Annotated in this window: 19 protein-coding genes; 14 read left to right on the top strand and 5 right to left on the bottom strand. The window is 68.2% G+C overall.

Translation table 11 applies throughout. The annotated features are described in order from the left end of the window. The coding region (locus tag GXZ33_RS00095; RefSeq protein WP_291338836.1) for an ATP-binding protein at positions 1-143 on the top strand (143 nt) is incomplete at its 5' end. On the opposite strand, the gene trpB is transcribed toward GXZ33_RS00095, so the two are convergent. From trpB to GXZ33_RS00075, 4 genes are read right to left on the bottom strand one after another with little or no spacing between them, the layout of a single operon-like run. Beyond that, positions 140-1486, bottom strand: coding sequence for a tryptophan synthase subunit beta (gene trpB, locus GXZ33_RS00090; RefSeq protein ID WP_291338833.1), 1347 nt, complete (start codon positions 1484-1486; stop codon positions 140-142). The genes GXZ33_RS00095 and trpB overlap by 4 nt on opposite strands. Positions 1487-1536: 50 nt before the next feature. Further along, positions 1537-1818 carry a 2Fe-2S iron-sulfur cluster-binding protein gene (locus tag GXZ33_RS00085; protein WP_291338832.1) on the bottom strand — a complete coding sequence of 94 codons (282 nt, stop codon included), beginning with the start codon at positions 1816-1818 and terminating at the stop codon, positions 1537-1539. Beyond that, on the bottom strand, positions 1815-2429 hold the full coding sequence (locus GXZ33_RS00080) for an alpha/beta fold hydrolase (protein WP_291338831.1): 615 nt from the start codon (positions 2427-2429) through the stop codon (positions 1815-1817). The genes GXZ33_RS00085 and GXZ33_RS00080 overlap by 4 nt, the downstream gene beginning before the upstream one ends. A gap of 2 nt (positions 2430-2431) precedes the next feature. Beyond that, complete coding sequence (locus GXZ33_RS00075; protein WP_291338830.1) at positions 2432-2857, bottom strand: HIT family protein; 426 nt, start codon at positions 2855-2857, stop codon at positions 2432-2434. 192 nt (positions 2858-3049) lie between these two features. Between GXZ33_RS00075 and purD the strand changes: the two genes are divergently transcribed. The 6 genes from purD to GXZ33_RS00045 all read left to right on the top strand — a co-directional run bounded on the left by purD (position 3050) and on the right by GXZ33_RS00045 (position 10900). Then, positions 3050-4327 (top strand): phosphoribosylamine--glycine ligase, encoded by a 1278-nt coding sequence (gene purD / locus GXZ33_RS00070; RefSeq protein ID WP_291338829.1) that lies wholly within the window; start codon positions 3050-3052, stop codon positions 4325-4327. 47 nt (positions 4328-4374) lie between these two features. Next, positions 4375-5490 carry a pyridoxal phosphate-dependent aminotransferase gene (locus GXZ33_RS00065; protein WP_291338835.1) on the top strand — a complete coding sequence of 372 codons (1116 nt, stop codon included), beginning with the start codon at positions 4375-4377 and terminating at the stop codon, positions 5488-5490. A 36-nt stretch (positions 5491-5526) separates the two neighbouring features. Further along, a complete protein-coding gene (purB, locus tag GXZ33_RS00060; protein WP_291338834.1) occupies positions 5527-6966 on the top strand; it encodes an adenylosuccinate lyase in 1440 nt (479 codons plus the stop codon). A gap of 14 nt (positions 6967-6980) precedes the next feature. Beyond that, positions 6981-7874 (top strand): phosphoribosylaminoimidazolesuccinocarboxamide synthase, encoded by an 894-nt coding sequence (locus GXZ33_RS00055; RefSeq protein WP_291338828.1) that lies wholly within the window; start codon positions 6981-6983, stop codon positions 7872-7874. 180 nt (positions 7875-8054) lie between these two features. Continuing rightward, positions 8055-10211 carry a S9 family peptidase gene (locus tag GXZ33_RS00050; RefSeq protein WP_291338827.1) on the top strand — a complete coding sequence of 719 codons (2157 nt, stop codon included), beginning with the start codon at positions 8055-8057 and terminating at the stop codon, positions 10209-10211. A gap of 8 nt (positions 10212-10219) precedes the next feature. Continuing rightward, positions 10220-10900: a DUF2334 domain-containing protein gene (locus GXZ33_RS00045; RefSeq protein WP_291338826.1), complete on the top strand. Its 681-nt coding sequence runs from the start codon at positions 10220-10222 to the stop codon at positions 10898-10900. A gap of 12 nt (positions 10901-10912) precedes the next feature. On the opposite strand, the gene GXZ33_RS00040 is transcribed toward GXZ33_RS00045, so the two are convergent. Beyond that, on the bottom strand, positions 10913-13456 hold the full coding sequence (locus GXZ33_RS00040; protein WP_291338825.1) for an ExeM/NucH family extracellular endonuclease: 2544 nt from the start codon (positions 13454-13456) through the stop codon (positions 10913-10915). Positions 13457-13698: 242 nt separating this feature from the next. Here GXZ33_RS00040 and purS point away from each other — a divergent pair, with 242 nt between their 5' ends. The 7 genes from purS (at position 13699) to GXZ33_RS00005 (ending at position 20846) form a co-directional block, all read left to right on the top strand. Continuing rightward, positions 13699-13944, top strand: a complete 246-nt coding sequence (gene purS, locus GXZ33_RS00035; RefSeq protein ID WP_040086716.1) for a phosphoribosylformylglycinamidine synthase subunit PurS — start codon at positions 13699-13701, stop codon at positions 13942-13944. Further along, complete coding sequence (gene purQ, locus GXZ33_RS00030) at positions 13941-14612, top strand: phosphoribosylformylglycinamidine synthase subunit PurQ (RefSeq protein WP_291338824.1); 672 nt, start codon at positions 13941-13943, stop codon at positions 14610-14612. The genes purS and purQ overlap by 4 nt, the downstream gene beginning before the upstream one ends. 14 nt (positions 14613-14626) lie before the next feature. Then, the gene (gene purL / locus GXZ33_RS00025; RefSeq protein WP_291338823.1) at positions 14627-16903 is read left to right on the top strand and encodes a phosphoribosylformylglycinamidine synthase subunit PurL; all 2277 of its coding nucleotides are present in this window, start codon (positions 14627-14629) and stop codon (positions 16901-16903) included. A 544-nt stretch (positions 16904-17447) separates the two neighbouring features. Further along, positions 17448-18473, top strand: a complete 1026-nt coding sequence (locus tag GXZ33_RS00020; RefSeq protein ID WP_291338822.1) for a histidine kinase — start codon at positions 17448-17450, stop codon at positions 18471-18473. 82 nt (positions 18474-18555) lie between these two features. Then, entirely contained in the window at positions 18556-19155 is a 600-nt protein-coding gene (locus tag GXZ33_RS00015) for a response regulator transcription factor (protein WP_291338821.1), read from the top strand. 129 nt (positions 19156-19284) lie between these two features. After that, positions 19285-19986: a hemolysin III family protein gene (locus GXZ33_RS00010; RefSeq protein ID WP_291338820.1), complete on the top strand. Its 702-nt coding sequence runs from the start codon at positions 19285-19287 to the stop codon at positions 19984-19986. A 20-nt stretch (positions 19987-20006) separates the two neighbouring features. Continuing rightward, positions 20007-20846 carry a right-handed parallel beta-helix repeat-containing protein gene (locus tag GXZ33_RS00005; protein ID WP_291338819.1) on the top strand — a complete coding sequence of 280 codons (840 nt, stop codon included), beginning with the start codon at positions 20007-20009 and terminating at the stop codon, positions 20844-20846. Positions 20847-20895: the final 49 nt, after the last annotated feature.

The raw sequence follows: 20895 nt of genomic DNA, 5'->3' as shown, positions 1-20895 counted from the left end.
GGTCCCGCGCGTCCGGCGGTTCCGGTCTGGGCCTGGCGATCACGAAGTCGCTGGTGGACAAGCACGGCGGCACGATCACCGTCGACTCGGAGGAGGGCGTCGGCTCGACGTTCACCGTCCGGCTGCCGCGCCTGCGGGACTAGTCGGCCTCCGCCTCCAGCGCGGCGATGGCGCCCGCGACATCCAGCTTCTCGACGCCGTGGGTGTCCGGATCCAGGTCCGCCGCATCACCGAGCATGCGGCGGACGTAGTTGACGTCCTTGTCGCCGCGGCCGGAGAGGTTGACCAGGTAGACACGGTCGGTGCGGCCCTCGGCCTCGTCCAGCTCGGCCAGCTTGAGGGCGTGGGCCAGGGCGTGGGAGGACTCGAGAGCCGGGATGATGCCCTCGTAGCGGGTGAGCATGCGGAAGGCCTGCAGGGCCTCCGCATCGGTGGCGCCGACGTAGGTGGCGCGGCCGGTCTCCATCAGCCAGGCGTGCTCCGGGCCGATGCCCGGGTAGTCCAGGCCGGCGGAGATGGAGTGGGAGTTGAGCACGTCGTCGTCGCCCTCGCCGAGCATGACGTAGGAACGGGAACCGTGGAGGATGCCCACGCGGCCGCGGTTGAGCGGGGCGCCGTGCTTACCGGAGTCCAGGCCCTCGCCTGCGGGCTCCACGCCGATGAGCTGCACGTCGGTGTCCCCGTAGTACTCCGCGAAGGCGCCGATGGCGTTGGAGCCGCCGCCGACGGCGGCGATGACGGCGTCGGGAAGCCGGCCGACCTCCGCGAGCATCTGCTCACGCGACTCCTTCGAGATGACCCGGTGGTACTCCTTGACCAGGCTCGGGAAGGGGTGCGGGCCGGCGGCGGTGCCGAGCAGGTAATGGGTGGTCTCGTACGACTCGACCCAGTCGAGCAGCGCCACGTCGACGGCGTTCTGCAGGCCGTTGCCGCCGTCCTCGTCGACGGCCACGACCTCCGCACCCATGAGACGCATGCGGTACACGTTGGACTGCTGACGGGCGATGTCACGGGCACCCATGTAGATGGTGCACTCCATGCCGAAACGGGCCGCCGCCATCGCGGTGGCCGTGCCGTGCTGGCCGGCACCGGTCTCGGCGATGAGACGGGTCTTGCCCAGCTTCTTCGCCAGCAGCGCCTGCGCCATGACCTGGTTGCCCTTGTGGGCACCGCCGTGGACCAGGTCCTCACGCTTGAGGAAGATCCGCGCGTGGCCCCGACCCCGGCCCTCGCGGGGCAGGTTGACGCACTCGGTCACCGGGGTCGGGCGGCCCAGGTAGGAACGGTAGAGCTTGTCCAGCTCGGCGATGAACTCCTCGTCCTCGAGGGCCTCGGCGTAGGCGCGCTCCAGTTCGTCGAGGACCGGGTAGAGCATGGGCGGGACGAACTGGCCGCCGAACTTGCCGAAGTAGGCGGGGAGGATGGTCTCGCGGGCCTCGCCCTCGGGGATCTCAGGGTTGTCATGCAGACGGGGAGTCAGGTTCATGTATGTCACTCTAGGCGCAGAAGGCCATCAAACCACCCTGGTAGGGGTGGCTACTCGTAGCTCACCCGGTAAGGGCCCTCCCCGTCGCGGATCGTCTGGCAGGCGAGGGTCTGTTCCTCCTGCTCGACCTCGTAGCGCGACAGGACCTGATTCTGCCGCATGTGCGAGGGCCCGCCGGTCAGTGTGCACTGGCAGGTGCCGCATTCCCCGTCGGTGCAGGAGTACCAGGCGGGGATCGCCTCGGCGATCATCGACTCCAGCAGCGTCTTGTCCTGCGGCCAGGCGAAGGTGTACTCGGTGCCGTCAATCTCGGCGATGTGCTCTGAGGTCATGGTGTCCAATCCAGTGCTTCGATGATGGCGTCGGCCTGCCCGGGGAGGTGTTCGTGGCGCACGCCGTGCAGGGTGCGCACCTCCCCGAGGGAGGCGGAGGCGGCGGGGACGACGGTGTCGCCGTCGGAGACGAGGGAGACCACCCGGGTGCCCGTCGGGATGTCGGCGGGGAAGGGGACGGCGGTCATGAGGTCGCCCGCGCCCCGGCCCATCACCAGGGGGATCGCCCGCCGCACCAGGCGACGGGGCGGCAGCGGCAGACCCCGGAAACAGGCGCCCACCCCCACGAGGGTGCGCACCGTCCCCGGACGTTCGACGGCCAGGCGCAGCCCCAGGTAGCCACCCAGGGAATGGCCCACGATGTCGAAGGGGGTGGGGAGGGAGGAGGTGGCGTCGAGAAGCTCATCGAGAGACTTATCGACGCCCACCGTCCCCCGCTCCCCGTACAACGGCGCGACGACCGGCACGCCGCGGTCGACGAGGGCGGTGGCGGTGGCCTCGAAGTTGCCCGGCGACCCCATGAGGCCGTGCAGCAGCACGACCGGAGTGCCCGGGCGGGCGGGCAGCGGCGGCAGGGTCCCGCGGTGCGGCACCCAGCGCAGCAGCGACATCCCTACTGCGGGCGGCCCTCGGCGTCGGTGCCGAGGGCGGCGCGGATGCGGGCGGCGGCGTCGTCCATGAGCTCCGGGTCGGTGGCGTCCATGGCCATGGCCCGCGAGAAGTCGTACTCCGACATCCGGTCGGTGGGGAAGACGTGGATGTGGGTGTGGGGGACGTCGAAACCGGCGATGATGTAGCCTGCGCGGGCGGAACCGAAGGCCTCCCGGACCGCGACGCCGATCTGCTGCGCCACCTCATTGAGGCGGGCCCACAGGGCGGGGGAGAGATCGGTCCAGCGGTCGACCTCCTCCACGGGGACGACCAGCACGTGGCCGTACCGCAGCGGCTCGATGGTGAGGAAGGCGACGACCTCGTCATCGCGGTAGACGAAACGGCCCGGCAGCTCGCCGTTGATGATCTTGGTGAACACGCTACTCATGGCGCCCAGGCTACCCGGCGCAGGAATATGTGGGTTGTTTCCGGTTTCTGGCGATTTCAGCGTTTCGGGGAAGTCGATCCGCTGAAATCGCCGGGAACCGCGGAAGGCACACATGTGCTCATCGTCACCCGGGGCCGCCCTCCGGCGACCGGGTCCACCCCGGAGGGCGGGAGTCTCCTAGAATTGGTGGTCATGCGCATTCTCGTGATCGGTTCGGGCGGCCGCGAACACGCCCTCCTCCAGGGTCTGTCCGCCGACCCCGCCACCACTGACCTCCACGTCTGCCCCGGAAACGCCGGAATGACGGGCCTGGCCACCGTCCACGCCGACGCCGGAAAGGCAGACGACCCGGCCGCCATGGTGGCCCTCGCCCAGCAGATCGAGGCCGACCTGGTCGTCATCGGCCCGGAGATTCCGCTGGTCGCGGGCGTGGCCGACGCTCTCCGCGCCGCGGGCTTCCGGGTCTTCGGCCCGAACCGTGACGCCGCCCAGATCGAGGGCTCCAAGCAGTTCGCCAAGGACGTCATGGCTGACGCCGGCGTCAAGACGGCCCGCGCGGAGCAGCTCACCCCGGGCACCCCGGACGCGGACATCGAGGCCGCCCTCGACCGCTTCGGCCCCACCTGGGTGGTCAAGGACGACGGGCTGGCCGGCGGCAAGGGCGTCGTGGTCACCCCCGATCGGGCCGCCGCGCTCGAGCATGTCCGTGCGGTGCACGAGCTGGGTAACCCGGTTCTGCTCGAGTCCTTCCTCAACGGCCCCGAGGTCTCGCTCTTCTGCCTGGTGGACGGTGAGACCGTCGTCCCGCTGATCCCGGCGCAGGACCACAAGCGCGCCTATGACAATGACGAGGGCCCGAACACCGGCGGCATGGGTGCCTACACCCCGCTGCCGTGGCTGCCCGCCGAGGGTGTCCAGCGCATCGTCGATGAGGTGTGTGTGCCTGTCGCCCGGGAGATGGTCAAGCGTGGCACCCCGTACTCCGGTCTGCTCTACGCCGGTCTGGCGTGGGACACGGACGGCCCGTGGGTGGTCGAGTTCAACGCCCGTTTCGGTGACCCGGAGACCCAGCCGATCCTCGCGCTGCTGAAGACCCCGCTGGCCACGCTTCTCGATTCCGTCGCGTCCGGCACCCTGGCCGATCATCCGCCGCTGGAGTGGGAGGACGCCTACGCGCTGACCGTCGTCCTGGCCGCCGAGAATTACCCGGCTGACCCGGTGACCGGGGGTGTCATCACGGGTGACGTCGTGAAGGATCCGTCGAAGGTCCTCCACGCCGGTACCGCCCGCAATGACGCCGGCGAGCTGGTCTCCGCCGGTGGCCGCGTGCTCAACATCGTCGGTGTGGGCCCGACCCTGGAGGCCGCCCGCGACGACGCCTACGCCACCATCGAGCAGATCCAGCTGGAGGGTTCCTTCTACCGCGGCGACATCGCACTGCCGGCCGTGGAGGGACGGATCTCCCTGTGACCGGCCGGCTCGTCAGTGACCGCGGCCAGGTCCAGCCCTTCCGCGTCATGCAGATGCTCGACATCGTGCACCGGCGTGCACGCGAGGGGAAGCACACGATCATGCTGTGCGCCGGGCAGCCCTCCACGGGTGCCCCGGCCCCGGTCCTCGACGCTGCCGAGGGCTCGCTCCGCACCTCGACCCTGGGGTACACCGAGGTCGTCGGTGACCGTGACCTGCGGGAGATCGTCGCCCGCTGGCACTCCGACACGTACGGGGTGGAGACCAGCGCGGACAACGTCGTCATCACGACCGGTTCCTCCGGTGGTTTCGTGGCGTCCTTCCTGGCGGTGCTCGATCACGGCGACGCCGTCGCCCTGTCGTGCCCGGGCTACCCGGCGTACCGCAACATCCTGGAGTCGCTCGGGGCCCGCGTCATCGACCTCGTCTGTGATGAGTCGACCCGCTTCCAGCCGACGGCCGCGATGCTCGACGCCCTGCCCGCGGAGGACCGGCCGCGTGCCGTGATCGTCACCTCGCCGGGCAACCCCTCCGGCACGATCATCGACCCGGATGAGCTGGAGCGCATCGCCCGCTGGTGCGAGGACAACGACGCGGTCCTCATCTCCGACGAGGACTACCACGGCATGTCCTTCGGGCGTCCCCTGGCCACGGCCCGTCAGTTCTCGGACCGGGCGATCGTCGTGGGCACGCTGTCGAAGTACTACTCGATGACGGGGTGGCGCATCGGCTGGCTCATCCTCCCCGATGAACTGCTCACGCCCGTGGAGAATCTGCAGGCCTCGCTGGCGCTGTGTCCGCCGGCGATCTCGCAGGTCGCGGGCCGTGCGGCCTTCACCCCGGAGGCCCGCGCGGAGCTCGACTCCCACGTTGAGCGTTACCGTGCCGCCCGCGCCGTGCTCCTCGAGGAGCTGCCCGCCGCCGGTTTCACCCGGATGGCGGAGCCTGACGGCGGCCTCTATCTCTGGCTCGACGTCTCCCACGTCACCGACGACTCGGAGGCCTGGTGCCACGAGCTCATCGAGGAGATCGGTGTGGCCTTCGCGCCGGGCATCGATTTCGACCCGGTCAACGGCCACAAGTGGGTCCGCCTCACGCTGTGCGCCCCGGAGGAGGAGACCCGCGAGGCGATCCGTCGCCTGGGTGAGTACGTGCGTCGCTGATGCCCGCAGCCCACCCCCGACGCTGGTCATGCGATAATCGGGGGCGTGGCTGATAAGAAGAAGATTGCGAACGTCCTGTCCAACCGCTACGCCTCCGCCGAGCTGACGGAGCTGTGGAGCCCGGAGTACAAGATCATCCTGGAGCGCCAGCTCTGGATCGCCGTGATGAAGGCGCAGAAGGATCTGGGTGTGGAGATCCCGGCCGAGGCGATCGACGCCTACGAGGCCGTCATCGACCGGGTCGACCTCGAGTCGATCGCCGCCCGTGAGCGGATCACCCGCCACGACGTCAAGGCCCGCATCGAGGAGTTCAACGACCTCGCGGGGCACGAGCACATCCACAAGGGCATGACCAGCCGCGATCTGACGGAGAACGTCGAGCAGCTGCAGATCTACCGTTCGCTGGAGTTCATCCGCGACAAGTCCATCGCCGTGGTCTCCCGCATCGCGGACCGCGCGGCGCAGTACAAGTCCCTGGTGATGGCGGGTCGTTCCCACAACGTCGCGGCACAGGCCACGACCCTGGGCAAGCGCTTCGCGACGGCCGCCGACGAGATGCTCGTCGCCATCGAGCGCACCGAGAACCTGCTGGACCGCTACCCGCTGCGCGGCATCAAGGGCCCGATGGGCACCGCGCAGGACATGCTGGACCTCATGGACGGTGACCAGAGCAAGCTCGCCGCCCTGGAGACCTCCATCGCCGACCATCTCGGCTTCTCCCGCATCTTCGACTCCGTGGGCCAGGTGTACCCGCGGTCCCTGGACTTCGACGCCGTGTCCGCGCTGGTGCAGCTGGGTTCCGGCCCGTCCTCGCTGTCGCACACGATCCGTCTCATGGCCGGCACCGAGACCGTGACGGAGGGCTTCAAGGAGGGCCAGGTCGGTTCCTCCGCGATGCCGCACAAGATGAACGCCCGTTCCTGCGAGCGTGTCGGTGGTCTGCAGGTCATCCTGCGCGGTTACCTGACCATGACCGCGGATCTGGCGGGTCAGCAGTGGAACGAGGGTGACGTGTTCTGCTCGGTCATCCGTCGTGTGGCCCTGCCGGACGCCTTCTTCGCCATTGACGGCATGTTCGAGACCTTCCTCACCGTCCTCGACGAGTTCGGTGCCTTCCCGGCGATGATCAACCGTGAGCTGGAGCGCTACCTGCCGTTCCTGGCGACCACCCGCATCCTCATGGCGGCGGTCCGGGCGGGCGTGGGCCGTGAGACGGCGCACGAGGTCATCAAGGAGAACGCCGTCGCGGTGGCGCTGAACATGCGCGAGAACGGCGGCGACCAGGACCTCATCGAGCGTCTCGCCGCGGATGAGCGTCTGCCCATGTCGCAGGCCGATCTGGATGCCGCCCTGGCCGACCGTCACGCCTTCATCGGCGCGGCGGAGTCCCAGGTGGATCATGTGCTGCGTCGGGTCCAGGTGCTCGTCGACGCGCACCCGGAGGCGGCCCAGTACAAGCCGGGCGTGATTCTGTAATAGACTCCCCTGTCATGCGTCCTGAGCTGTCCGACTACAACCACATCTCCGCGGGCAAGGTCCGTGAGATCTACGAGGTTGATGACAACACCCTGCTGATGGTGGTCTCCGACCGTATCTCGGCCTACGACCACATGCTCGACCCCGAGATCCCCGACAAGGGGCGGGTGCTCACGGCGATGAGCGTGTTCTTCTTCAACGCCATCGACTTCCCGAACCACCTCGCCGGCCCCATCGACGATCCGCGGATCCCGGAGGAGGTGCTGGGTCGGGCGCTGATCGTGAAGAAGCTGAAGATGCTGCCGTTCGAGTGCGTGGCCCGTGGTTACCTCACGGGTTCCGGGCTCAAGGAGTACCAGGCGGACGGCACCGTCTGCGGCATCGAGCTGCCGGAGGGTCTCGTGGAGTCCTCGAAGCTGCCGGAGCCGATCTTCACCCCGGCGACCAAGGCGGAGCAGGGGGACCACGACGAGAACGTGAGCTTCGAGGTGGTCGTGGAGAAGCTGGGCGAGAAGCGCGCCAACGAGTTGCGTGACGCGACCCTGCGCATCTACTCGGAGGCCGCTGCGCTGGCCGAGGAGAAGGGCATCATCCTGGCGGACACGAAGTTCGAGTTCGGCCTCGACGAGGACGGCACCCTGGTGCTGGCCGACGAGGTCCTCACCCCGGACTCCTCCCGTTACTGGCCGGCCGACTCCTATGAGGAGGGCAAGGTCCAGCCGAGCTTCGACAAGCAGTACGTGCGTAACTGGCTGACCTCCCCGAAGTCGGGCTGGGACGGCAGCGACGACACCCCGCCGCCGGTGCTGCCGGGTTCCGTCGTGGAGGCGACCCGCGAGCGCTACATCGAGGCGTATGAGCGCCTGTCCGGCGAGAAGTTCTGCACCTGGGTCGGAGAGTGCGTGTAGTTCCCCTTTCCTGAGGCCCCGGGCGTCTGCCCGGGGCCTTTCTCATGCGCGGGCCTGTCACGGACGTACTCGCCTGTGGCCTCCGGAGGGTCGGAACGCCGGCGCCGGGAGGGCAGGCGAGTACGTCCGTGACAGGGTCCCCGCGAGCGGGCCGGGGTCGCGGCACTAGGATCGGTGGACATGACTCTGACTCCCCCGATCGCCCCGCTCCATCCCGTGGTCCGTGAGTTCCACGGCCGCACGTTCACCGACAACTACGAGTGGATGCGCGACAAGGAGTCCCCGGAGACCATCGCCTACCTCGAGGCGGAGAACGCGTACACGAAGCAGCAGACCGCTGACCTGGAGGATCTCACGGAGGAGATCTACCAGGAGATGAAGGGCCGCATCAAGGAGACGGACATGTCCGTCCCGCAGCGCGCCGGTGACTGGTGGTACTACGGCCGCACCATCGAGGGCCAGAGCTACGGCCTGAGCTGCCGCATCCCCGTGGCAGAGGGGCAGGATCCGTGGACGCCGCCGGTCATCCCGGAGGAGGGCCGCCCGGAGGGGGAGCAGGTCCTCCTGGATCTCAACGAGCTGGCGGAGGGGCATGAGTTCTTCTCGGTCGGGGCCTCCTCGGTGACCACGTCGGGGCGTTTCCTCGCGTACTCCGTGGACACGACGGGTGATGAGCGTTTCACCCTGCGCATCAAGGACCTCGAGACCGGTGAGCTGCTGCCGGATGTCCTGGAGAACGTCTACTACGGCGCGACCTGGGCGGGGGAGGAGCACCTGTTCTACCAGCGTGTCGATGAGGCCTGGCGCCCGGACACGGTGTGGCGGCACCGTATCGGCACGGATCCGGCGGAGGACGTGTGTGTCTTCCATGAGACGGATGAGCAGTTCTTCACGGGGGTCGGCGCGACGCGGTGTGAGCAGTGGCTCATCATCGAGGCGGCGTCCAAGATCACCTCGGAGACGCACGTCCTGCCGCTGGATGACCCGGAGGGGGAGTTCCGGGTGCTGTGGCCGCGGGAGAAGGGCATCGAGTACTCCGTCGACCACGCGGTCATCGACGGGGAGAGCCGGTGGATCGTCACGCACAATGCGGCGGGTCCGAACTTCGAGGTGGGTGAGTGCGGGGTGGGGGAGCTGCCGCATCTGCGGGATCTCAATGTCCTCATCCCGCACCGCCGGGACTGGCGTATTGAGGGGGTGGACACGTTCCGGGACTTCATCGTCGCTGCTTACCGACGCGGCGCCATCGGCCGCCTCGCCCTCATGGTCCTGCCGGACTCCGGCTACGGCCACTTCAGTGAGCTGGAGTTCGAGGAGGAGCTCTACACCGCCGCCGCCCTGGGGAATCCGGAGTGGGATGCCCCGGTGATCCGTGTCTCCTACGGTTCCTTCACCACCCCGGCGCAGTTGTTCGACTACCGCGTGTCCACGGGGGAGTTCACCCTGCTCAAGCAGCAGGAGATCCGCGGCGGCTACGATCCGGCCGAGTACACCGCCTACCGGCTGTGGGTGAAGGCCTCCGACGGTGCCGAGATCCCCGTCTCGCTGGTCCACCGCGCGGACCTCGATCTGCAGAAGCCGCAGCCGACGCTGCTCTACGCCTACGGGTCCTATGAGTCGAGCATCGACCCGGGCTTCTCCATCGCCCGCCTGTCCCTCATGGACCGGGGCATGATCTTCGCCGTCGCACATGTCCGCGGCGGCGGTGAGATGGGGCGCGCCTGGTACGACACCGGCAAGCAGCTGAGCAAGAAGAACACGTTCACCGACTTCATTGCGGTGGCCGACGACCTCATCGCCCGCGGGTTCACCGCCCCGGACCGCCTCGTCGCCGAGGGCGGTTCCGCCGGCGGCATGCTCATGGGGGCGATCGCCAACATGGCACCCGACCGCTTCGCCGGCATCCAGGCGGTGGTCCCCTTCGTCGACCCGCTGACCTCGATGCTCAAGCCCGAGCTGCCGCTCACGGTCACCGAGTGGGACGAGTGGGGAAACCCCTACTCCGACGCCGAGGTGTACGACTACATGGCCTCCTACGCCCCCTACGAGAACGTCACGGCCCAGGACTACCCGGACATCCTCGCCATCACCTCGCTCAATGACACCCGCGTGCTCTACGTCGAGCCCGCCAAGTGGATCGCCGCGCTGCGTGCCACGGCGACCGGTGGTGAGTTCCTGCTCAAGACCGAGATGTCCGCCGGACACGGGGGAGTGTCCGGCCGCTATGCGCGCTGGCGCCAGACCGCCTTCGAGTACGCGTGGACGCTGCGGGCTGCGGGGGCGGTGCGGATCCCGCTCCCTGACTCGACAGGACAGGGCAGGCCGGACGTGCGATAATCCCCCTTATGCGTGGCCGGCTCCTGGTATCCATCTCCAGTATCTTCACAGACACCAGGGGAGCAGTGGCGGGGATGGTCAAGGACCTCGACGCTGAGGGGATCCCCGTGTCGCTGCTGGTAGCGCCGCATATCGACGGTAACTGGCATTTGGCCAAGGACACCCGGACGCGGGACTGGCTGCTGGAGCAGCAGGAGTCCGGGCGGGTGCTCATCCTCAACGGCTTCGACCAGGCGGTGCAGGGGCGCCGCGCCGAGTTCGCGAACCTCGGGGCCCACGAGGCCCGTCTCCGCGTCGCCGGCGCCACCCGTCAGATGAAGAGGATCGGGATCGAGACCGACATCTTCGCCCCGCCCCGCTGGCGTATGTCGCCCGGCACCCTCGAGGTGCTGCCGGAGTTCGGTTTCACCCTCGCAGCCAGCACCCGGGGCCTGCACATGCTGGAGGACGACACGTTCGTCCAGTGCCGCAACCTCTCCGTCGGTGAGGGTTTCGGTGCGGCGAAGTGGTGGCGCCGGAACATCATCAGGGCCGCCGGGCGGGGTGCCGCCCGCGGCAACATCATCCGCCTCTCCGTCTCGGGCCGTAACCTCCTGGAGAAGAAGGTCGCCTCGGACGTCCTCATGGCCGCCGCAGCGGCGGTGGCCGCCGGCGCGGAGCCGGGCGACTACCGCGACTTCGCCTCCTGACCGTTCCGTCGGTCAGCGGCGGGCGTGGGCGGGGCGGCCGGTGTCGTAGGAGTGGTCCGGGCGTCCCTGCTGGTGGGAGTGGTCGGGGCGGCCGTTCCGCTGGGCCGGCTCCGTGTTCTGCGGGAGGGAGAAGCCGACCTTCACCGGATCGTGGTCGGAGGAGCGGAAGTAGTTGTCCTCGTGGAAGTCGACCACGTTGTACAGGCGGCGGGAGTACTCGTAGAGGATCGGCTCATCGGCGTTGATGTTCCAGACACGGGCGTCCCGGACCAGCTCCATGGCGGCGGCGTTGCCGAGCGCGTGGTCCAGGGACCCGAGCTTGCCGTCGAACTGGTAGGTGGTGTGCTCCGGGTCGTACTGGGCGGCGATGTTGGTGTAGCCGGCGTTCTCCAGCACCGTCACGGCGGTCTCCCGGGAGTAGGCGTTGATGTCACCGAGGATGAAGGTCGGCAGCCCGCTCCAGTCAGTCTGGTCACGCAGGTGCTCGAGGAGCGCCTGGGACTGGTTGGTGCGGACGGTGGCGTTGTTGCCCTGGCCGTCACCGGTGTCGGCGTCTCCCCGGGCGACGGAGCCCTTGGACTTGAAGTGGTTGACCACGGTGACGAAGGACTGTCCGCCGCCGACCGGCTGGAACTCCTGGGCGAGTGGCTGGCGGGCGGTGCCGGTGAAACGGGCGTCGTCGAAGATGCGGGACTCACCGACGACCTCGACGGTGGACGGGTCGTAGAGGAAGCCGACGCGGATGACGTCCTCGTCGGTGCCGGTCTGCGCCGGGGACGCGACGTACGCCCAGCGCTCGGCGCCGGCGGCGGTGTTGAGGGCGTCGACAAGCAGGGAGAGGGCTTCGTCGCGACGCTCGATGTCACCCGTCAGGGCGGAGGTGTTCTCGATCTCCTCCAGGCCGAGCACGTCGACGTCGAGCTCGTTGATCGCGGCGACGATCTTGGTCTGCTGGTCGCGGAACGCGGACGGCGACCACGCGCCGCGGACGGTGCAGCGGTTCGTGGCGACCGGGTGGCCGTGCATGTCGGTGTACGCGCGGCAGCCGGCCTCGTCCGCCCCCAGCGACGTGAAGTAGTTGAGGACGTTGAAGGACGCGATGGAGTAGTCTCCGGCGACGGTGCCCATGGCGCCGATCTCGGCGGCGCGGGTGTCCTCCCACGTGACCGGGAGTTCCGCAGCGGAGCTGTGGCCCGTGACCGGGGTGGTCGGCTGGAAACGCCAGTGGTTGTGCGAGAAATCCACGGTCACCGGGTGCTGGAAGTCCACGGCTGCGCCGGTGCGGATCGACATGTGCGGGGCACCGTCGACGGCGACGTAGGGCAGTGGGGTGTGCTGGTCACCGGTGAGGTAGTTGCGGGTGCGGCCGTCGTCGAGAAGCACGAGTTCAGCGAGCTGCGCCGCGGCGAGCTGCTGCACCGGGGACGCCGGATCGGTGTCCGGGGCGTGCAGGTCGGTGGGCTGGCGGTGGGCGGTGGTGCCCGGCGCCAGGCCGATCTCGCCGTAGGTGTTCAGCGCGTAGTTGTTCGTCACCGTGTGGGCACCGGTCGGCAGGACGAGCATGTGCTCGTAGGGTTCGCGGGCCTCGTCGCCGGCGGGCAGCGTGTCGATCTCCGTCGGGGTGACCGGGGCGAAGGCGGTGTCCGGGACGGTGATGGTGGCGCGGGAGAGCTGGGTGACGGAGTAGTACTCATCGGCCTGACCGGTGACCACGAGGGAGTCACCGATCGCCGGGAACTGGCCCCCGGCACCCAGGTGGACGAAGATCGCGTCGGAGGCGTCACCGACCTGCTTTCCGACACCACCCGTCCCCGGCGTCTGCATGATGAATCCGTTGCGGCCGCCCTCCGGGTAGACGGCGGTGACGACACCCTCGGTGGTGACCTGCCGACCCGCGAACGGTGTGACGTCGCCGGTGCCCTGGATCTCGGCGATGGGGATGGTCTCCGTGACCTCCGGTCCGGGGGCCGTGCCGGAGGTCTGTGAGTTCCGGGGTGTCGGGGCGGAGCGGGCGAAGTCGAGGGCGTTGTCGTCGGTGTCCACCCCGTCGGTGCGGCGCGCGGTGGAGGTCGCGTTGGTGGTGGACTGTGCCGGGGCGGACTCGAAACGGGTGGCGGAGCCCCAGCCGACGAGGTCGACGGGGGTGCCGGTGGCGTCGATAAGCTCCGCGATGGCGTTGGTGCCGGAGAAGTTGAACGTGCCCACGGAATCCGGGGTGGGCAGCTCGGCGGGGGAGTTGTTGCCGGCCGCGCCCCGGATGAGGAAGTGGCCCTTCGCCGGGATGACACCGGACCGGATGGTGTGCAGGGTGCCGCGGTTGTCGGCGGCGGAACGCTGGTCGATGGCCCAGCCGCTCAGGTCGATGTCGCGGTCGGTCGGGTTGTACAGCTCGACGAAGTCATGGGAGTAGACGGAACCGGAGTTGCCGCCACCTCCGTACACCTCGTTGATGACGACCTCGGAGGCGTCGGGAGCGGCGGAGGCGGAGGCGGGGACGAGGACGAGCGCGAGACCGGTGGCGGCGGCTGCGGTCAGTCCTGCTGCGGGACGGAACATGGGGGCCCTCTGGGAATGAGAACGGACGGCTGACGGTTGCCACGTATGTGTCTGCGCACATACGTGCTCGCGACCACCTAACCGTTGTTCACACCTCGTCGCATCCCGGGAACGCAGAATTCATCGGGGGTTCACTCGGCGGTGACAGAGACCTCGGGCGGGAATGGGTTTGCCGAGTATTAACAAGGGCGTTGACGCGCTATGCTGAGACCGACCAATTCCGGCGAAGATAAGGGAAAACTGTGGCCCGTGTTGTTGTGAATGTCATGCCGAAGGCGGAGATCCTCGACCCCCAGGGACAGGCTGTCCACCGCGCACTGGGACGCATCGGCGTCACAGGCGTCAGCGACGTACGTCAGGGCAAGCGTTTCGAGCTGGAGGTGGATGACTCCGTCACCACCGCCGACCTCGAGAAGCTCGCTGAGACGCTGCTCGCCAACACCGTGATCGAGGACTTCGAGGTCGTCGGCGTGGAGGTCGCCAAGTGACCGCCAAGATCGGAGTCATCACCTTCCCCGGCACCCTGGACGACGTGGACGCGGCCCGTGCCGTGCGTATCGCCGGCGCCGAGGTGGTCAACCTCTGGCACGCCGACGAGGACCTGAAGGGCATCGACGCCGTCGTCGTCCCGGGCGGCTTCTCCTACGGCGACTACCTGCGTTCGGGCGCCATCTCCGCCATCGCCCCCGTCATGCGCGCCGTCGTCGACGCCGCCGGCAAGGGCATGCCCGTCCTGGGCATCTGCAACGGCTTCCAGGTCCTCACCGAGGCCCGCCTGCTGCCGGGTGCACTGACCCGCAACGAGGGTCTGCACTTCCACTGCACCGACACCTACCTGGAGGTCGTCAACGCGGACACCGCGTGGACCTCCAACTACGAGGCCGGCCAGAAGATCCTCGTCCCCGCCAAGCACGGTGAGGGCCGTTTCCAGGCAGCCCCGGACACCATCGAGATGCTCGAGGGTGAGGGCCGCGTGGTCTTCCGCTACACCGACAACTACAACGGGTCCCTCAACGCGATCGCCGGCATCACCAACGAGACCGGCCGCGTCGTGGGCCTCATGCCGCACCCAGAGCACGCCGTCGAGGTCCTCACCGGCCCGTCCACGGACGGTCTGGGGATGTTCCTGTCCGCCATCGGCACGATCGCAGCCTAGGAGGGCTTGAATAAATGACCGTTCACAACGACACCGTCGACGCCGCCCTGGAGACCCCGGAGCTCGAGCAGCCCTGGGAGGAGCTCGGCCTCAAGGAGGACGAGTACGAGAAGATCAAGGGCATCCTCGGCCGCCGTCCCACGGACGCCGAGCTGACCACCTACTCCGTCATGTGGTCGGAGCACTGCTCCTACAAGTCCTCCAAGGTGCACCTGCGCTACTTCGGTGAGACCACCACCCCGGAGATGGCCTCCAAGATCCTGGCCGGCATCGGCGAGAACGCCGGTGTGGTCGACATCGGAGGCGGCGACGCCGTCACCTTCCGCGTCGAGTCCCACAACTCCCCGTCCTTCGTCGAGCCGTACCAGGGTGCCGCCACCGGCATCGGCGGCATCGTCCGCGACATCATGGCCATGGGCGCCCGTCCCATCGCCGTGATGGACCAGCTGCGCTTCGGCCCGGCTGACGCCGCCGACACCAGCCGTGTCCTCCCCGGCGTCGTCGCCGGCATCGGCGGCTACGGCAACTCCCTCGGCCTGCCGAACATCGGCGGCGAGACCATCTTCGACGAGGCCTACCTGGGTAACCCGCTGGTCAACGCACTGTGCGTGGGCACCCTCAAGGTGGAGGACCTCAAGCTGGCCTTCGCCTCCGGCGCCGGCAACAAGGTCATGCTCTTCGGTTCCCGTACCGGCCTCGACGGCATCGGTGGTGTCTCCGTCCTCGGTTCCGCGAACTTCGAGGAGGGCGAGGAGCGCAAGCTGCCGGCCGTCCAGGTCGGTGACCCCTTCGCCGAGAAGGTGCTCATCGAGTGCTGCCTCGAGCTTTACGACGCCGGCGTGGTCGTCGGCATCCAGGACCTCGGCGGTGGCGGCCTCGCGTGCGCCACCTCCGAGCTGGCCGCCGCCGGTGACGGCGGCATGCGCGTCAACCTCGACGCCGTGCCGCTGCGCGCCGAGAACATGACCGCCGCCGAGATCCTCGCCTCCGAGTCCCAGGAGCGCATGTGCGCGATCGTGACGCCGGAGAACGTCGACAAGTTCAAGGCGATCTGCGACAAGTGGGAGGTCACCTGCGCCGAGATCGGTGAGGTCACCGACGAGGCCGACCGTCTCCTCGTGGTCCACAACGGTGAGGTGGTCATGGACGCCCCGCCGTCCACCATCGACGAGGGCCCCGTCTACCAGCGCCCCTTCGCCCGCCCGGAGTGGCAGGACGAGCTCCAGCAGTACGTCCCGGTGGAGCGTCCGGAGGACCTCAAGCAGGCCCTCATCGACATGGTCTCCTCCCCGCACCTGTGCTCCCGTGACTTCATCACCGAGCAGTTCGACCGCTACGTCCGCGGCAACACGGTCAAGGCGAAGTACTCCGACGCCGGTGTCCTGCGCATCAACGAGGAGACCAGCCGCGGCGTCGCCGTCTCGGCCGACGCCTCCGGCCGCTACACCAAGCTGGACCCGAACACCGGTACCCGCCTGGCACTGGCCGAGGCCTACCGCAACGTCGCCGTCACCGGCGCCCGCCCGGTGGCCGTGACCAACTGCCTCAACTACGGCTCCCCGGAGAACCCGGACGTCATGTGGCAGTTCAAGGAGTCCGTCCACGGCCTGGCCGACGGCGCCAAGGCGCTCAACATCCCGGTCTCCGGCGGCAACGTCTCCTTCTACAACCAGACCGGTGACACCCCGATCCTGCCGACCCCGGTGGTCGGTGTCCTGGGTGTCATCGAGGACGTCCACGACGCCATCGCCCACGACCTGGGCACCGTCGAGGGCAAGGAGGTGCTCATCCTCCTGGGTGAGACCTTCGACGAGTTCGGCGGCTCCATCTGGCAGAAGATCTCCGGCGGCGGCCTCAACGGCATGCCCCCGAAGGTCGACCTGGCCAACGAGGAGCGCCTCGCCGACTTCTTCGTGGGCAACCGCGACGTCACCGCCTCGCACGACCTTTCCGAGGGTGGCCTGGCCCAGGCCGTCGTCGAGATGGCCTTCCGTGCCCCGGGTGGCGTGGCACTGGACCTGTCCGGCGTCCACGAGGACGAGTTCGTGGCACTCTTCTCCGAGTCCGCGTCCCGTGCCCTGGTGGCCACCACCGAGGACAAGGTCGACGCCGTCCTGGCCCGCGCCGCCGAGTTCGGTGTGCCGGCCGTGAAGATCGGTGAGACCACCGAGGCCCGCGAGCTCACCTTCGGCGACGTCACCGTCGACCTGGATGAGCTCAAGGACGCCTGGAAGACGACCCTGCCGAACCTCTTCGGTCACGCGGTGGGTGCCAACGCCGTCGTCGAGTAGCATCTGTCAGCGCAGAGACCGCACCCGGGCACTGTCCGGGTGCGGTCTCTACGTGTCTCGGCGCCTCACATTCAGGATCTGGTTGACCCACCAGCCCACCGCGAGGCCGCAGGCGGCTCCTGCCAGGAGCGGGAGCGCTGCCAGCGACCCGACGGAGGCGGCCCCCGCCACACCGGCGGGAACAGAGACTCCGTAGATGGCCGTCGGCACCCACCGGTTACTCTTGGAAGAAGTCACGGGATCACCACGCATCCACGGCTGCTCGAGCGCATTTTCCGGCGGTGGTCACGGGCACGATGAGGTGGTCGGAGAGCAGTGCAGCACCCGCACAAGACGTGGCGAGGCGGAGAACACGGGAAGACATTGGTGCCTTTCTGTTTTGGGGGAGGAACAACTCTGACGATAGGGACGGAGACTTCCTGCGAACCGGTCTTCCAGGAAGTCTCTCCTTGTGGTCAGCCTCGTCACCATGTCGATGCTTGAGATGGGGTAGCCGAAGGTCCCGTACAAGCTTGTGGCATCTGGAATGTGATGGAATGCTCCCATGGATTCTCGGATTGTGCGCGCGTTTGTCGCCGATGATGGGCGGTTGGAGGCGGCACTCGGGATTGTCCTCCTGATTTCGGCAGCCGGTGTGGCTGCGGTGTACCGGGACTGGCCCACCTGGCCTCTGCTGGCAGCCGGCGGCTTCCTCATCTGGGCAATGCTCCTGGCACCGCACAGTGGGGTACGCGCAGTCGGGGTGGTGCTGGCTGTGGCGGTGGGACTGTTCATCGGGGATGTCGAAATGCATGTCTTCGTCGCCTGCCTGTCCTTCCTGGTGCTGGAAATCTTGATCCTGACCGGTCGTTGGGTGACCGGAGCTGTGACCGGTCTGGTGATTTTCACCTGGTTCGTTCTCGGTGACCCCCTCGCAGCCTGGGGTGTTTCGGCCGGGGCGGAGGTGCTGACCGTCTTGCTCTGCATCGTGGTGGCACTGGTCGTGGGACTTGCGCGTCGGATGCTCCGGATGGAGAGACGCGGGCGTCAATCTGCAGTGGAGCTGGAGCGTCTGCGAATGAGGGTGGACATGGCCCGTGAACTCCATGACAATGTCGCGGATTCACTGACCCGCATCGTGCTGCTCAGCGGAACTGCAGAAGGAATCCGGGAGTGGCGCCCGAGAGTGCATGAGGAAGCACAGGAGGCCATCGCGTCGCTGCGCAGTATCATCGGTCATCTGCAGGGAGAGGGGCGCCTGGCTGGTTCGCAGTCCGTGGTGGATCTCGGAGTCGATCGTGCAGTGGGTGACATGCAGGCGCTCGGGCTCCATCCTGTCGTCGACTTCCCGGGGGTGGAGGGTGTCCGTGTCGTGGAGACTGTGGCCCGTGCCTTGCGGGAGGTGTTCACCAACGTTCTCAAATATGGCGAGAATCCGGTGCGGCTGCTCGGGGAAGTGTCCGGAGGCATGTCTCGGGTGCTCGTGGTCAACAGAATTTCCGCTGACCATCGTGACGACCTCGGCGGCACCGGTCGGGGCCTTCCCGGGGTGGAGGCTGCGATGTCTGAGGTCGGGGGACAGTCGAGGTGAGTCGGGCAGACGGGTTGATGCAGGTGGCGCTGGAGTTTCCGGTCGTGGAGGCAGGCTGATGGTTTCCCCGGCGCTTCTGATAGTGGACGACGATGAGGTTGTACGCCAGATGCTCCCCAGCTACTTCGTCGGCAGCCCGTTCAGTGTGGTGGGAACAGCGTCATCGGGAAGCGAGACATTGTCAATGCTGGGGTTGCTCGGTGTGGATGTCATTCTCACGGACATGCGCATGCCGGGGATGGACGGAGTTGACCTCATCCGGGAGATTCGTTGCCGCGCCCCGCATATTCCGGTTGTGGGGATCACGTCCTTCGATGAGGACCAGTACGTCATTGAGTTTCTCCGTGCTGGTGCTTCGGGAATCATCCTCAAATCCGCGGCCCCGGGCGTCGTCGTCGATGCCGTCACGATGGCGTCGGAGGGGAAGACGTATATCGACCCTGCACTGGCGGGTCGCCTGCAGCATTTTCTCCGGCCGGTGACCCGGACGTCGACCGGTCCCACGCTCACCACCCGTGAACAGGAGGTGTTGGATCTGCTGCTGCAGGGCAAATCCAACAGGGACATCGCGAAGGACCTGTCCGTGACGGTTGCGGCTGTGAAGAAGCACGTGGGTGCCTTGTTCGACAAATTCTCCGTGGATTCGCGTCTGAAGCTGGTCATCGTCGCGTTGCAGGCGTAGTGCACGTGGAAGTCCCACGCCCCGGCCGGACCCGCGGACGGGAGTGCCGGGAGCTTGCGCGGGTAGTCGTCGGGGCGTACCGTGGCCCATAACTTACGCGACCGTAACTTATGGGCAGGAGGTCCGCGCATGACGGACACCGTCGCAGACACGATCACCCTCACCCGGGAGATGGTCAACCGGGGTCCCCGCCCCGTCACCCGCGGCTGGTTCCACTTCTTCGCGGCGGTGGCGTCAGTGGTGGGCGGCTCCGTCCTGTCCACCTTCGCCTGGATGACGGTGCCCTGGTGGCAGGCGCTGGGGGTGACGCTCTACGCGGTCGGTGTGGTCGTGCTCTTCGGGGTGTCCGCCGCCTACCACCTGGGGCACTGGCGCTCCGCCCACACCGTCCAGTGGTGGCGCCGGGCGGACCACGCCACCATCGCCTTCTTCATCGCCGCGACCTACACCCCGCTGTGCCTCATCGTCCTGCCGCCCGGCCAGGCCGCCTGGATGCTCGGGGTGGCGTGGGCGGGGGCGCTGGCGGGCATCGCGCTCAACCTCCTGTGGATCACCCACCCCCGCTGGCTGGCGGTCACCGTCTACCTGGTGCTCGGCTGGCTCATCGTCCCGCTCCTGCCCTCCCTGTTGGTCGGTGCCGGCCCGGCGGTCGTGTGGCTGCTGGCGGCGGGTGGCGTGATCTACTCGCTGGGTGCGCTCATGTACGGGTTCCGCTGGCCGGGCCGTTCCTCCCGGGTCCTCGGCTACCACGAGCACTTCCACATCGCGACGATCATCGCCGCCGTGGTGCACCAGGTGGCGGTGTGGATGGTCGTCGTCGGGGCCGCCTGAGGACAGCTAGGCTGACCGTCATGGCGACGATACGGCTGGGGCCCGGCGACGTGTACGAGGTTCCCGGGTACCTGGAGGAACCGTTGCTTGTCGACGCCCACGGCACCCCCTCCTCACCAGCCGTCATCCGACCCGCCGCGGGGCGGTCGACCCTGCGGGCCGCCGGCAATGTCCTGGTGCTGCGCAATCCCCGTCACGTGGAGGTCCGTGATCTCGACATCGTGGGCACGGACAACGGGGACGGGGTGGTCGTGTGGGTGACGGAGTCGGGGGCGCGGGGCGTGCGCCTCCACGGGCTGAGCGTGAGCGGGGCGCGCAATGGCATCGCCGTCGGCTCGGAGATCCCGGACGGGCTCGTCGACGTGGAGATCAGCCACTGCCTGGTCACGGACTGTCTGCTGCAGGGCATTCTCACCCACGGTCCCCAGGCGCCCGGGCACGGGCTGCGGAATGTCCGGATCACCCACTGCCGGGTCGAAGGCACCCGCGGGGACCCTGCTCTCACCGACAGGCACTCCGGTTCCGGCATCGTCGTGGGCTCCGTCCTCGGCGGGGAGGTCGCCGACTGTGTGGCCCGTGGCAACGGGGCCGGCTGCCGGGCCACGGAGGGACCTGAGGGGATCTTCCTCTACGACTGCACCGACGTGGCCATCCGGCGGTGCGTGGCGGAGGGCAACCGCACCGGCGGTCCGGCCGACGGCGGTGGCCTGGGCATCGATGTGCGCTGCGCCGACTGTCTCATCGAGGACTGCACCGCCACCGGCAATGACGGGGCGGGCATCTCGGCGTCGGTGAGGTCATGCCGGGCCGAGGGCGGTAAAGTAGGCAACGAGGGTTTCCTTGCAAGCGTTGATGATTAGACACCAACACCGTGCGCTGGGAAACCCTCGCTTGTGTTTAAGACACGCC

The organism is Corynebacterium sp. (assembly GCF_012838985.1).
GTDB lineage: Bacteria > Actinomycetota > Actinomycetes > Mycobacteriales > Mycobacteriaceae > Corynebacterium.
The sequence above is the reverse complement of the archived record's forward strand: the minus strand, read 5'-3'. Positions and strand labels throughout refer to the sequence as shown.